Origin of the sequence: Rhodococcus sp. OK302 (genome assembly GCF_002245895.1) — a bacterium.
In the GTDB taxonomy this organism is placed as follows: domain Bacteria; phylum Actinomycetota; class Actinomycetes; order Mycobacteriales; family Mycobacteriaceae; genus Rhodococcus_F.
Genome location: NZ_NPJZ01000001.1, coordinates 1671876 through 1684433, shown reverse-complemented (window position 1 = coordinate 1684433; position 12558 = coordinate 1671876). Strand labels below are relative to the sequence as shown.

The 12558-nt window shown below is 60.3% G+C and carries 14 protein-coding genes; 8 read left to right on the top strand and 6 right to left on the bottom strand.

Annotation, left to right across the window (positions count from 1 at the left end; all coding sequences use genetic code 11):
* Positions 1-107 precede the first annotated feature (107 nt).
* On the bottom strand, positions 108-1475 hold the full coding sequence (locus BDB13_RS07715; protein WP_094271120.1) for a cytochrome P450: 1368 nt from the start codon (positions 1473-1475) through the stop codon (positions 108-110).
* Between the two features lie 90 nt (positions 1476-1565).
* On the opposite strand from BDB13_RS07715, the gene BDB13_RS07710 reads away from it, so the two are divergent.
* The 4 genes from BDB13_RS07710 (at position 1566) to BDB13_RS07695 (ending at position 5185) form a co-directional block, all read left to right on the top strand.
* Positions 1566-2186, top strand: coding sequence for a TetR/AcrR family transcriptional regulator (locus BDB13_RS07710; RefSeq protein ID WP_094271119.1), 621 nt, complete (start codon positions 1566-1568; stop codon positions 2184-2186).
* 74 nt (positions 2187-2260) lie between these two features.
* A complete protein-coding gene (locus BDB13_RS07705; RefSeq protein WP_094271118.1) occupies positions 2261-2953 on the top strand; it encodes a TetR family transcriptional regulator in 693 nt (230 codons plus the stop codon).
* A gap of 138 nt (positions 2954-3091) precedes the next feature.
* Positions 3092-4249, top strand: a complete 1158-nt coding sequence (locus BDB13_RS07700) for an acyl-CoA dehydrogenase (protein ID WP_094271117.1) — start codon at positions 3092-3094, stop codon at positions 4247-4249.
* Positions 4250-4336: 87 nt separating this feature from the next.
* Entirely contained in the window at positions 4337-5185 is an 849-nt protein-coding gene (locus BDB13_RS07695) for a 3-hydroxybutyryl-CoA dehydrogenase (RefSeq protein ID WP_094271116.1), read from the top strand.
* Positions 5186-5258: 73 nt separating this feature from the next.
* Here the strand turns inward: BDB13_RS07695 and BDB13_RS32860 are convergent, their stop codons facing one another.
* Positions 5259-5384 carry a hypothetical protein gene (locus BDB13_RS32860; RefSeq protein WP_254922747.1) on the bottom strand — a complete coding sequence of 42 codons (126 nt, stop codon included), beginning with the start codon at positions 5382-5384 and terminating at the stop codon, positions 5259-5261.
* 158 nt (positions 5385-5542) lie between these two features.
* Positions 5543-5983, bottom strand: coding sequence for a MarR family winged helix-turn-helix transcriptional regulator (locus BDB13_RS07690; RefSeq protein WP_169632033.1), 441 nt, complete (start codon positions 5981-5983; stop codon positions 5543-5545).
* Positions 5984-6104: 121 nt separating this feature from the next.
* Here BDB13_RS07690 and BDB13_RS07685 point away from each other — a divergent pair, with 121 nt between their 5' ends.
* Both BDB13_RS07685 and BDB13_RS07680 read left to right on the top strand, forming a co-directional pair.
* Complete coding sequence (locus BDB13_RS07685; protein WP_094271114.1) at positions 6105-7700, top strand: MFS transporter; 1596 nt, start codon at positions 6105-6107, stop codon at positions 7698-7700.
* A gap of 70 nt (positions 7701-7770) precedes the next feature.
* Complete coding sequence (locus tag BDB13_RS07680; protein ID WP_094274759.1) at positions 7771-8160, top strand: RNA-binding S4 domain-containing protein; 390 nt, start codon at positions 7771-7773, stop codon at positions 8158-8160.
* Here BDB13_RS07680 and BDB13_RS07675 read toward each other — a convergent pair.
* Positions 8149-8763 (bottom strand): DUF6461 domain-containing protein, encoded by a 615-nt coding sequence (locus tag BDB13_RS07675; RefSeq protein ID WP_094271113.1) that lies wholly within the window; start codon positions 8761-8763, stop codon positions 8149-8151. The genes BDB13_RS07680 and BDB13_RS07675 overlap by 12 nt on opposite strands.
* An 11-nt stretch (positions 8764-8774) precedes the next feature.
* The gene (locus tag BDB13_RS33540; RefSeq protein WP_094271112.1) at positions 8775-9095 is read right to left on the bottom strand and encodes a transposase; all 321 of its coding nucleotides are present in this window, start codon (positions 9093-9095) and stop codon (positions 8775-8777) included.
* A 38-nt stretch (positions 9096-9133) separates the two neighbouring features.
* Between BDB13_RS33540 and BDB13_RS07665 the strand changes: the two genes are divergently transcribed.
* Both BDB13_RS07665 and BDB13_RS07660 read left to right on the top strand, forming a co-directional pair.
* Positions 9134-10357 carry an RNA-guided endonuclease InsQ/TnpB family protein gene (locus BDB13_RS07665; RefSeq protein ID WP_094271111.1) on the top strand — a complete coding sequence of 408 codons (1224 nt, stop codon included), beginning with the start codon at positions 9134-9136 and terminating at the stop codon, positions 10355-10357.
* Positions 10358-10501: 144 nt separating this feature from the next.
* Positions 10502-11614 (top strand): metallophosphoesterase, encoded by a 1113-nt coding sequence (locus BDB13_RS07660; RefSeq protein ID WP_254922998.1) that lies wholly within the window; start codon positions 10502-10504, stop codon positions 11612-11614.
* Here BDB13_RS07660 and BDB13_RS07655 read toward each other — a convergent pair.
* A complete protein-coding gene (locus BDB13_RS07655) occupies positions 11586-12425 on the bottom strand; it encodes a potassium channel family protein (RefSeq protein WP_176459543.1) in 840 nt (279 codons plus the stop codon). The two genes, BDB13_RS07660 and BDB13_RS07655, sit on opposite strands and share 29 nt — an antisense overlap.
* Between the last annotated feature and the right edge of the window lie 133 nt (positions 12426-12558).

Here is a 12558-nt window from a genome sequence, read left to right as displayed (position 1 = left end):
CGTCGAAATAGATCACGGTTGCCCACAGCGCTACTTTTTGCGCGAACCTCGAAATTCCCGGCGAGGCAGATACTCCCGCCAGGGTGCCTTACATTTCCGGCCGAGAGTCAACGCGGACAAGTGGGGCGAGGACGCAGATCGACAGGCTGTCCATCGGAGGGGGACGGTAATGACGTGAAGTTAAGCGGGGCAACGTAGTCGGCGTCGACGTGCCAGTCGAAGCGTAGGAGAAGGTGATGCACGATTGCTTTGATCTCGGCACCGGCGAAATGCATTCCGAGGCATTTGTGCACACCACCGCCGAACGGCTCCCAGGCGAATCGATGCACCTTGTCTTCGCGTCGATGCTCTGCGAAGCGCTCGGGATCGAAACGCTCGGGATCAGGCCAGTACTGCGACATGTGGTGGGTGAAATGAGGAGCAACCGCGACATACGTTCCCGCAGGAACGAAGTGCCCCTGCACTTGGGTATCGCGAATCGCTCGGCGCGCCACAACCGGCACCGGAGAGACGATCCGGAGGCATTCCTTCATGACCAGATCAAGGCTGCCGAGTCCGTCGAGATCTGCATAACTCGGCGTCGACGTCCCCAACGCGAGCGACTCTGCCCGGCACTTGTCCTGCCACTGTGGGTGTTGACCCAGGTATTGCATCATCGTGGAGATGGTGATCGTGGAGGTGTCGTGCGCGGCCATCAGAAGGAAAATCATGTGGTCGATCACCTCGTCGTCACTGAAGCGTTGTCCCGCTTCGGATTCGATGTGACAAAGCACGGAGAACAGATCGTCAGTTTCTCGATTTCGGCGCGCCGGCAGGTAGCGACGAAAGAAGGCTTCGAGGACTCGGCGGCCGTCCAGTCCTCGCTTCCATCGAGTCCCGGGTACACGATAACGGACCACCGAGGTTGCCGCCTGGACACAATCGACGAAAGCCTTTTTCACTGCGGATATTTCGCTTTCGGTGCTTCCTTCCGCCCCGCCCATAAAGATGTCGGTGGCGAGGTCGAGAGTGAGCGTCTTCAGTGCCGTGTAAGCACGAAATCCGTCTGTGGGCGCCCAGGCGTCGAGTGCCGAATCGATCGCCGGGTTGAGAACGTCGACGGTCTTCTCGAGTCGTGATCGGGTGAACGCCTGCTGCATGATTCGACGGTGTCGTAGATGTTCTTCCGAATCGAGAAGCATCAGTCCACCGTGAAAGAAGGGGCCGATCAGCACTGACCAACCGTCACTGTTGACGAAAGCCCGATCTTTGTTCTGCAGCACTTCTTGACACGCATCAGGTCCGAGAACAGCGATCCATCGCCGACCGACCATCGAGAACCAGGAGACCTCGCCGTAACGATCCCAGTTCTCTTGCATCAAAGCGAGTGGATCGCGGATGTATGCAAGTGCGTGCCCGACGAGGGGCAGCCCTGACCGGCCCGAAATCGGGCGCAACTCCGAACGTGCGGGTGGGCGAGCCAGGATCTTGGACACTACGACCTCTACTCCCATTCAATCTGACAGCGCATCCTGTCAGATTAATGTAGTCTGCGTCACAGTGAGCGCGTCTGTCAATATCGACCTATGACTCCTCCTACGCCGCGTCGATATGCCGGCCTGAGCGGCGACCAGCGCTCAGCACTGCGGCGCGAAAGCTTGCTCGAGGCAGGGCTGGAAGTATTTGCAGCCGCAGGCAATCGAGGCGCCACGATGACCGCAATCTGCGCACAGGCCAAGCTGACGGAACGATACTTCTACGAAAGTTTCACCAGTAGAGACGAACTACTGCAGAAGGTCCTGGACGGACTTGCCGACGAGGTCCGCGACGCCGGCCTGGCCGCACTTCGGGCGAGCGACGGGACGCTCGAGCAGCGCGTACGACATGCCATCACGTCGTTCGTCAGCATCCTCACCGACGATCCACGCAAGGGTCGTGTCGCGATGATCGAATCAGCTGCATTCGAACCCCTGCGCACTCACCGACGCGCAGTACTGCGAGGCTTTGCTCAGATGGTCGCGGACGAAGCCACACGAATGTACGGCGATCGAGCTTGGCCACCACATCAAGGTCAGATCAACGGACTGCTGTTTGTGGGCGGCCTTGCCGAGCTGGTCACCGCGTGGTTGAACGATGAGATCGCTATTACGCCTGAGGAGATCGTCGAGGCGGCAACATACCAATTCATATCCACCGCACACCGTTGAGTGACAGCCGATCCGACACCTGGCAACTGCCCCGTCACACCAGGCAAGTGGCCGCAGGCGCGATACTTGTCCCTATGAGTGAACGCGCAGACATCCCCGGAACCGACCCGGCGCAGTTCCGGGTTCATGTCGCGTCCCAGGCGATTCGACTGTTCTCCGAGAACGGGTACGAAGCCACCACAGTCGAACAGATCGCCGCTGCTGCCGGGGTGTCTCGTCGTACGTTCTTCCGGCAGTTCCGTTCCAAAGAGGACGTGATCTTCGCCGATCACGAGTCACTTCTAGAGCACGTAGCGGAGTTCCTGTCGGCTGATTCCGCCGATCCGTGGGCGTCGGTGTGTAAGGCCGCCGGATTGGTGTTCGATTTCTTCCAGAAGAACCGCGACCTGTCGATGCGGCGGTACCGCGTCGTCCAGCATGTTCCTGCGCTGCGTGACCGCGAACTGGTCACCGGTTTCCGCTACGAACGACTCTTCGTCGATTACCTGCGCAGCGCTGTGCCTCGCGAACCGGTACTCAAAGTCGTCGGTTTTGCCGCCGCTGTCACTGCGTGCCACAACTACCTTTTGCGAAGCATGATCAAGGGCGATTCCGATGCCACGGCCGACGCACTGCGTCAAGCACTGCTTGATGTGCGTCGTACGTACGGGGTGGTACCAGGATCCCAGGAAGTTGCTGCTACGGAGAAGTCTGTACTGGTAGTCGCATTTTCTCCGGGAACTTCCGCCGAAGAAATCAGCAGAAAGATCCACGAACAGCTCGGCTGAGACGCACCATACCGACACCCACTCCTTGACCTGGCACTGAGTGCCGTGTTTGACTGACTGCATTGGCACCAGTCTGCTGACGAGCCATGCTGGTCTTGTCGGCGCCGCACGACCCACCTTCCAACAAGGAGCATTCCCATGGCAGGAAACCCGGACTTCAATCTCTTCAAGCTGAACGAAGAGCACGACGAGCTGCGGGCTGCTATCCGCGGACTCTCCGAGAAGGAAATTGCGCCCTACGCCAAGGACGTCGACGAGAACGCACGTTTTCCCGAAGAAGCACTGACCGCGCTCAACGCGTCGGGCTTCAATGCCATCCACGTCCCCGAGGCGTACGACGGCCAGGGCGCAGATTCCGTCGCGACCTGCATCGTCATCGAAGAAGTTGCCCGGGTCTGTGGATCGTCCTCCCTGATCCCCGCCGTCAACAAGCTCGGCACCATGGGCCTCATCCTCAAGGGTTCCGAAGAGCTCAAGGCCAAGGTCCTCCCGGATCTCGTCAACGGCGGAATGGCGTCGTACGCCCTCTCCGAGCGTGAGGCCGGCTCCGACGCCGCCGCCATGCGTACCCGCGCGAAGGCCGACGGCGACGACTGGATCCTCAACGGCTCCAAGTGCTGGATCACCAACGGCGGCAAGTCAACCTGGTACACCGTCATGGCTGTCACCGACCCCGACAAGGGCGCCAACGGCATCTCTTCCTTCATGGTTCACAAGGACGACGAAGGCTTCGTCGTGGGCCCCAAGGAGAAGAAGCTCGGAATCAAGGGCTCCCCCACCGCTGAGCTGTACTTCGAGAACTGCCGCATCCCCGGCGACCGCATCATCGGCGCACCGGGCACCGGCTTCAAGACGGCACTCGAAACCCTCGATCACACGCGCCCCACCATCGGTGCGCAGGCCGTCGGCCTCGCCCAGGGCGCACTCGATGCGGCATTGGCATACACCAAGGACCGCAAGCAGTTCGGCAAGTCCATCAGCGACTTCCAGGCTGTGCAGTTCATGCTCGCCGACATGGCGATGAAGGTCGAAGCCGCTCGTCTGATGGTTTACACCTCCGCAGCGCGCGCCGAGCGCGGCGAGAAGAACCTCGGCTTCATCTCCGCAGCAGCCAAGTGCTTTGCATCCGACGTTGCCATGGAGGTCACCACCGACGCAGTTCAGCTGTTTGGCGGCGCCGGCTACACCACCGATTTCCCGGTCGAGCGCATGATGCGCGACGCAAAGATCACGCAGATCTACGAAGGCACCAACCAGATCCAGCGTGTCGTGATGTCGCGCGCACTGCTTAAGTAGGGTCTACGACCCTGTGCGCCTTTTTGGTAGTTACGACTGCCGAAAAGGCGCACAGGGACTTCGTCCCAAAATCGATTGAGGAGAATTGTGGAACTCGTAGGCGTTATCGGCGGCGGCACCATGGGTGCAGGCATTGCTGAGATTTGTGCAAAAGCCGGCAGCTCGGTGCTGGTGCTCGAAACCAAAGAAGAATTCGCTGCTGCTGCGCGCGAACGCATCTCGAAGTCGATCAACCGCGGCGTCGCCAAGGGCAAGATCACTCAGGAAGATGCAGATGCGGCAATCGCTCGCGTCCGCGTCACCCTGGACATGGAAGAGTTCGCCGATCGTGATCTGGTGATCGAAGCTGCTCCCGAGATCGAAGCCCTCAAATACGAGATCTTCGGCAAGCTCGACAAAATCGTCAAGCCGTCCGGCATTCTGGCGACCAACACGTCGTCGATCCCCGTCATCAAGATCGCCAAGGCCACTTCGCGTCCCGGCCAGGTTGTCGGTGTTCACTTCTTCAACCCCGTGCCGGTCATGCCGCTCGTGGAGATCGTGGTCAGCCTGACCACGTCCGAGGAAACCGTCCTCGCTGTCACCGATTACGCCAAGAACACGTTGCGTAAGAAGACAGTTCGTGCGGGCGACCGTTCGGGCTTCATCGTCAACGCCCTGCTCATCCCGTACCTCTGCCAGGCTGTCCGGATGCTCGATTCCGGTTACGCCACAGCAGAAGACATCGACGAGGCCATGAAGGGCGGCTGCGGCTACCCGATGGGCCCGCTGACGCTCCTCGACACTGTCGGCCTCGATGTTGCTCTTGCAGCGGCCGAGTCGCTGTACGCGGAATTCGCCGAGCCGCACTACGCTCCCCCGGCACTGCTGCGTCGCATGGTCGACGCCGGCCGCCTCGGCAAGAAGACCGGTCGCGGGTTCTACGACTACGCGTAACCACTTCACCTTTCACCTTCGGTCCCATACCTTTCGACGGTATGGGGCCGGATGTGTATTCGAGTGAGTCACCTCAGTGCTTGCGGTCCCCGTCTGCAGCGGTGAACGCTGCGCCGGAAGACAGTTCGTTCCAATGCCCCTCACTGGTACACACCTCGACGATCTCGCCACCTTCGGACGCACTTGTACCAGCCAGCACTCCGAACTCGAGAGCTTCGATCGCCCGAAAACCGGTTCACCGTCCGCCGTGAAATGCACACTCGCATCGGGCGGTAGGTGAAGCGTCGCTGGAGGCCTAGCTACCATCCCTCGAAAGCGTCACGCGCGGAGATGTTTTGACCGACCCCGCTCGGCGTTCTATGCAGATTGAGCGAATCTCTCTAACAACGTGACGAAAGTCGACACATCCTCTTGCGTCCACCCCTCGAGCATGTCGGCGATCCCGTCACGCCTGTCCTTGCTCACGTCCCCGAACTTCGCTGCCGCTTCCAGCGTCGGCGAAAACAGCGCCACCCTGCCGTCTCGAGGGTCAGGTTCGGAGACCAGATAGCCCTCCTTGACCAGAGCAGTCAACTGTCGACTCACCACACTTCTGGCTAATCCCGTGGCAGCAATAATCGCCGCTGGTGACATTGGAGCCACGTCCGCAATTCGCGCCATAATGACAAACGCGGCGGGCGCCATCCCTGGCGCAACCGTTCCCGCACTGGTCAACACAGCCTTCCGAGAACTCCGCACAAGCTTGCTGATTGCCTCTTGAATCGCCCGGATATCCGTCTCAGATTTTGTCGAACTCACCTGATCAGCATAGAGGCCGCGACGTGTCCCGAGTCTCACCCTCCACAAATATAGTTGCATGATGTAACTAAATATTATTGACTATGGTCACATACTTTTTGTCAGCGGAGCAAGGAACCTCATGAAGGTAACGACAGTCGATAACAGTCCGACCACGACAATGTCTCGACGCCAGGTAAACGAAGCCTTCGGCGGAATTCTCATGGGAATGCTCGTCGCCATTTTGTCGACTTCCGTCATCAACACCTCCCTCCCTCGCATCGTCACCGATCTCGACGGCAATCAATCGACGCTTACCTGGGTCGTCACCGGATCGTTGCTCGCGGTCACCGTGAGCACCCCGATTTGGGGCAAGCTCGCCGATCTCTTCAACCGAAAACGTCTTCTGCAAATCTCGCTGGCAATCTTCATGGCAGGCTCACTCACTGCCGGACTGGCGCAAACGCCCATGATGATGATCGCTGCGCGCGTGGCACAGGGAATTGGAACCGGCGGACTCCTTGCCCTCTCCCAAGTCGCGATCGCTGACATCATCAGCCCTCGCGAACGCGGAAAGTACATGGGCTTCCTCGGTGCTGTCGTCGTGGCCGGCACGGCCGGCGGACCACTCCTCGGCGGCTTCGTCACCGATACGTTCGGCTGGCGCTGGAACTTCTACATCGTCATTCCCGTTGCCGTCATCGCGATGATCGTCATCCAGCTCAAGCTCATCGTGGCCACACCCAAAGGCGCCGCTCGCATCGACTACATCGGGTCGGTCCTACTCACCGCCGCAATTTCGACGCTTCTCATCTGGCTCTCGCTCGGCGGCAACGAATTCGCGTGGGACTCCACATTGTCGTGGGGACTGGGCGTCGGCACAGCGGTGCTGATCGCAGTGACGTTGATCGTAGAGAGCAAGGTGAAGAACCCTGTCCTCCCCTTACACATGTTCCGGGAAAGAACCTTCACCTTGGCGATCATCGCCAGCCTGTCCGTTGGCATCGTCCTCTACAGCGTCTCCGTCTTCTTCAGCCAGTACATGCAGCTCAGCCGCGGCGCCACCGCCAGCGGCGCCGGCCTGATGACACTCCCGCAGGTCGCCGGCAACCTCATCGCCTCTACCGTCGTCGGCGCCCTCATCAGTCGTACCGGCAAGTGGAAGCCTGCACTGATCGCCGGAGCGTCGCTACTCGTCGTCGGCACCATCCTGCTCTCGACTCTGCGGGTGGACAGCCCGTACGCCGTAATCTTCCTTGCCACACCGATCATCGGACTCGGCCTCGGCATCATGTCGCAAAACCTTGTCCTGGTCGTGCAGAATGCCGCGAACGTGCTCGAGATCGGCGCGGCCAGCTCTGCCGCCGCATTCTTCCGCAGCCTCGGCGGCGCCCTCGCCGTAGCAGTGCTCGGAGCAGTACTCTCCACACGCGTCGATACCGAGATCGACAACGGCCTTCAAGAATCAGACATAGCAAGATCAGCGAGTGGGCTTATGGACGGAACGCTCCCCGACTTGCATACCTTGCCCGACGCAGTGCGCAACATAGTCGAATCCGCGTACGGACAGGGCATCGGAGAAGTCTTCCTCATCGCCGTTCCGTTCGCCGTGATCGCCCTGATCTGCGTCATCTTCATCCCGAACGCAGCTCTTGGCAACAAATCAGGTATCGAGCAGCTCGCCGACATCGAACAAGACGAGTCCGTAGAAGCTCCCGCTGCCGTCAAGGTGTCCTAGCCACTTCGGCAAACATTATGTGGCCGACGACTGACATGTCGTCGGCCACGTGGCCGGTATCGTCGTTGCCATGGCCCAATTACCTTCCGACGCGATCAGTGTCCGTGTAGACAGTTGGACCTGGGCTGTCCGCCTGTTCAAGACCCGTTCGCAAGCTGCGGCAGCGTGTCGCTCCGGACACGTCCGCGTGAACGGAACCTCGGCGAAGGCTGCTCAGCAGGTCAAGGCCGGCGACGAAGTTCGGGTGCGGGTGTCCGGCGTCGAACGCATCGTTCTCGTGGTCAAACCGATCACCAAACGCGTCGGCGCGGTTCTGGTTGCCGACTGTTTGAAAGACAATTCACCGCCACCCCCACCGCCGGAACTTCTGGCATCGATACCGATGCGCGATCGTGGCGCGGGCCGCCCCACCAAGCGGGAACGGCGAGATCTCGAGAAGCTTCGCGGTCTAGATCTCTGACGTCGGTATATCAGCCACTACATAGGTCGATTCCAGCAGTAGGGTGTCCGTGACACGGATACCGGTGACGGCTTCGCACAGTGCGAAAGTTGCTTCGTCATCTAGGTATTCGTCCGGCTCCGTCTCCGGAGAGTCGAGATGGAAGCCACCGATTTCTGACATCAGCGACAACAACGCGTCCGGATCGGTACCTTCGCGAGAATCCGCGAACAGCGGCTCGAACGATGTTCGCAACGACCCGTCTACAAACCAGTAAAAATGGGAGACCCCGTGTCCGCCAGAATAATTGCAGACAATCTCTCGTCCGGAAGATAGCGGCTGCATAATCGTCGGATTGATACCGAGCGCTCCGTTGGGTTCGAACATGACAACCGAAGATTTGTACTCGAGCAGTCCCACGACGTCGGGCGCTCCCCGACCGACGTTGTCGAACGCACGCTCATCCAGGTCCGAGTATGTGCCGATCAGCGTGCTCGCGGGGGTCGGGAGGGCAGCAAGAACCTGTTCCGCAGTGACGTTCGGGATGATGCTCAGGCAGAATGCCTCGAAGAGGTCCGGACGATCTCTGGTCCAAGCGTAGTCACGATATGTGGGAACCGACATATCGGTCGACGTTACAGCGTTGGGGCAGCTGGCGTGATCGTTTCAGTTCTATCCCCGAACATTGACCTAGTTTCTGAGCGCAAGCCCCGTCCATGAGGCGGGGTCAGCGAGGTTGCCGTTTCGGTTTCCCCCGGCGCACGCGAAGATTCGCGCTGATCGCGAACATACGCGGCGACCCGCTCCAACGGCGCACCACCGATGGACGTCACGAAATAAGACGGCGACCAGAAGCGATCACCCCACAGAGTGTGCGTCACTTCGGGAAAGTTCTCCCGCCGCACCCACAGCGACGTACTCGTCTTGATAGCCCCCACCAACTTCGAGAGCGACAACTCCGAGTGTGTCGTAGGGGTGTGGGAGTCTCTCGAGCATGAGCATCGTGCAGCGAGTCTACCCCGCCGAGGGTGCGCAGCTCGATGCGCTGACCATGCACTGCGATCACGCCCGCTACGTCTACAACCTCGGGTTGGAGCAGCGTTCGTGGTGGACCCCTTCGCGCCGTCATTTCCGGCAGAAGATCACGGCCGCTTCGCAGATGCGGGACCTGACCGAAGCCCGGCGCGAATTCGACTGGCTCCGTGCCGGTTCCACGGTCGTGCAGCAGGGTGCGCTGCGTGATCTGGATCGGGCATTCACCAACTTCTTTGCCCGACGCAGCGGGTATCCGACATTCAAGAAACGGTCCGGTTCCCGGCAGGGTTTCGTGGTGCGTGATCTGGTGGTGCGGCGCATCAACCGGAAGTGGGGTGAGATTCTGGTGCCGAAGGCCGGGTGGGTGCGGTTCCGGATTTCCCGCGCCTGGACCGACATCTGCGCGGCGTCGTCGGCTCGGATCGCCTTGGCGAACGGCCGGTGGACGGTGAGCCTGACGACGACGCCGGTGCCTCGTCGGGAAGCGTCCACCACGGCGGTGGTGGTGGGGATCGATCGGGGGGTGGCGAATTCGGTGGCCACGAGCGACGGCCGGATGTTTCATGCCCCCGGTTTCTCTGCCGGGGAGCAGGTTCGGTTCGTGGCCCTGCAACGACAACTCTCCCGTCAGCAGAAGGGTTCGGCGAACCTGGACCGGACGAAAGCGAAGTTGGGGCGGATGCGGTTGCGACTGGCTGATCGGCGGGGTGATTGGATCGAGCAGACCACGACCGTCCTCGCGAACACGTACAGCGGGGCGGCGGTCGAGAATCTGCCGATCCGGAACATGACTCGGCGGGCGAAACCGAAACCGGACCCCGACAATCCGGGAGTTTTCCTGCCGAACGGTGGGCGGGCGAAGTCCGGCCTGAACCGGGCGATCCTCGCGTCGTGTTGGGGGAAGTTCGCGCAACGCCTCGACCACAAGATGTCGGTGATCGCGGTTCCGGCCGCGTACACCTCGCAGGAGTGCTCGAACTGCGGTCATATCTGTCCGGAGAATCGCGAGAGTCAAGCGGTTTTCCGGTGTCGGGGCTGCGGTTTCGAGCATCATGCGGATACCAATGCTGCGATCAATATTCGCGATCGTGGGTTCGATCTCGAGTATCAACCCGGGGGCATTCTGGGGGATCGGGTGTGTCAGTCACGGAAACGTGCCGCATCAACCGTCTCGGTAGTGTGAGCTATCGAGGAATCCTCGTCCGTAAGGGCGGGGAGGATGTCAATTATGATCGATGCGGTGAGTACCCCCGTGTCGCCAGAGACAACAACCGAGCTCGATTCGCAAACGACTCGCAATCCATTGCGCGCAGTCACAATCACCGCGATGCTCGTCTCCATCCTGCTGATCCTTTTTGCTGTCCCCTGGTGGACGCTGGTGATGTCAGGGACAGACTGGCCCACACCCGTCACCGCATTGGGAACTGCAGCCTTCGCACTGACCCTGGTAACGCTTCCGGTGACGTTGATTCTGAGCCACGGCCGACGCCACCTCGATTGGGCCGGGCTGGTGGGTGACTCCATTCTGGGCGGCATCTGGGTGCTGTTCGCGTGGTCTGTGATCGGTAATCTCGTGCGATTCGTACTCGGGCTGGCAGGTGTGGACGACCCGGCGCGCTCCCGCGGGGTAGCCGGGGCCGTCATCATCGTTTCCGCGATTCTCGTGATCTGGGGCAATCGGGAAGCTATGCGAGTACCTCGAATCAAGTATGTGGACGTGACGATTCCCCGCCTCGGCAAAGGATTCGACGGCACCCGAGTTGTTGCCGTCACCGACACACATTTCGGCCCGATCAACCGCACGAAATGGTCTGAAGGCGTCGCTGCCGCCGTGAACGAACTGCGCCCCGACATCGTCGCCCACGTCGGCGATATCGCCGACGGTACCGTCGAGCAACGACGCGGACAGGCGGCCCCACTTGCCACAATTCGAGCGGAACTCGCCAGCGTCTACGTGACCGGCAACCACGAATACCCTCGCGAGGCTCAAGGCTGGCTTGACTACATGGATTCCATTGGCTGGGAACCGCTGCACAACAAGCACATTGTCGTCGAACGTGGTGGTGACAGCTTGATCATCGCGGGTGTCGACGACGCCACCGCCAAGTCGTCAAAGATGGCCGGTCATGGCGCAAACTTCGAAATGGCTCTTGCCGGAACCGATCCTGATCTGCCGGTACTGATGCTGGCGCACCAGCCCAAGCAAGTTTTCCAGTCCGAAACTGCGGGCGTCGACCTACAAATTGCAGGCCACACACACGGCGGGCAGATCTGGCCGTTCAACTTCTTGGTCCGCCTCGATCAGCCCACCGTCCACGGGTTGAGCCGCCATGGCGAACGCACCCAGCTGTACACGAGCCGTGGTTCAGGGTTCTGGGGTCCACCCTTGCGCATCTTCGCACCCAGCGAAATCACTGTGCTGACACTGCATTCGACTTAACCAGTTCGCGGAGTTCCAGTTCACGACGCAATTCTTCGCTTCCGACATGTTCGAGAGAACCGTGGCCAGACCGCTCGGCAAGGAGTTGAACCTGCTCGGCCAGGTCTGCAACCTGTTTGCGTGTAGCACTCTGCGCTGCGTCGTCCTGTTCCGCAATCTGCTCGAGCAACCACGAAGCCAAAGTGGCAGTCACGATGCCCAGCAAGGCGATTCCACCGATCATCAGACTCGCTGCGATCAAACGTCCTGTCGTCGTAACCGGTGAAATATCGCCGTAGCCGACGGTTGTCACGGTCACGATCGCCCACCAGAGTGCCTGGCCGTAGGTTCTGATCTCGGATCCGTCGGCATGACGTTCGGCGTCCAACATGGCAAGTGCCGCAACGCCGATCAACAGCGCGGTCGCCGAGATCGCGTAGAAAACGACGCGGCCGCGAAGCGTAGCGCCGCTGGAACGATGCATCACTGCGAGGAGGGTGACAAGTTTCAACAGTCGCAAGGGCCTGAACATCGGCAGCACCACCAACGCCAAATCAAGCAAGTGATGCACAAACCAGTTCCAGCGGTTGCTCGCCAGAGACAATCGGACCAGATAGTCGACGGTAAACACTACCCACGCGGCGATGAGCGACCACCGGATCAAGGAACCCATTAGACCGGCAGGTTGGGCCAGTACCTGAAATGCGTACGCGAACAGATAGAACAGCGCAGTCGCGATCAACGGCATGTCAGTGGTGCCCTGCCACCGTTCGCTTGTCCACGCACCCTGACCAAGTGCACGCTCAGCCGACTTCGAGTTATCGATCACCATCGCAGAAGTGTCGCATCAGTGTTCGCCATACAAAGGCAAGACATTCAGTTGGTCGGTGGACTCGATACGTTCAGTCCGCGTTCATCTCGCAGACTCGATGAGTATCTTGGCTATACAACTTGCTCCCGCAAAG

Bases quoted from the DNA above. Each gene is read 5' to 3' on its own strand.
- BDB13_RS07710 (WP_094271119.1), top strand. From the start codon at position 1,566: ATGACTCCTCCTACGCCGCGTCGATATGCCGGCCTGAGCGGCGACCAG.
- BDB13_RS07705 (WP_094271118.1), top strand. From the start codon at position 2,261: ATGAGTGAACGCGCAGACATCCCCGGAACCGACCCGGCGCAGTTCCGG.
- BDB13_RS07700 (WP_094271117.1), top strand. From the start codon at position 3,092: ATGGCAGGAAACCCGGACTTCAATCTCTTCAAGCTGAACGAAGAGCAC.
- BDB13_RS07685 (WP_094271114.1), top strand. From the start codon at position 6,105: ATGAAGGTAACGACAGTCGATAACAGTCCGACCACGACAATGTCTCGA.
- BDB13_RS07680 (WP_094274759.1), top strand. From the start codon at position 7,771: ATGGCCCAATTACCTTCCGACGCGATCAGTGTCCGTGTAGACAGTTGG.
- BDB13_RS07675 (WP_094271113.1), bottom strand. From the start codon at position 8,763: ATGTCGGTTCCCACATATCGTGACTACGCTTGGACCAGAGATCGTCCG.
- BDB13_RS07665 (WP_094271111.1), top strand. From the start codon at position 9,134: ATGAGCATCGTGCAGCGAGTCTACCCCGCCGAGGGTGCGCAGCTCGAT.
- BDB13_RS07660 (WP_254922998.1), top strand. From the start codon at position 10,502: ATGCTCGTCTCCATCCTGCTGATCCTTTTTGCTGTCCCCTGGTGGACG.
- BDB13_RS07655 (WP_176459543.1), bottom strand. From the start codon at position 12,425: ATGGTGATCGATAACTCGAAGTCGGCTGAGCGTGCACTTGGTCAGGGT.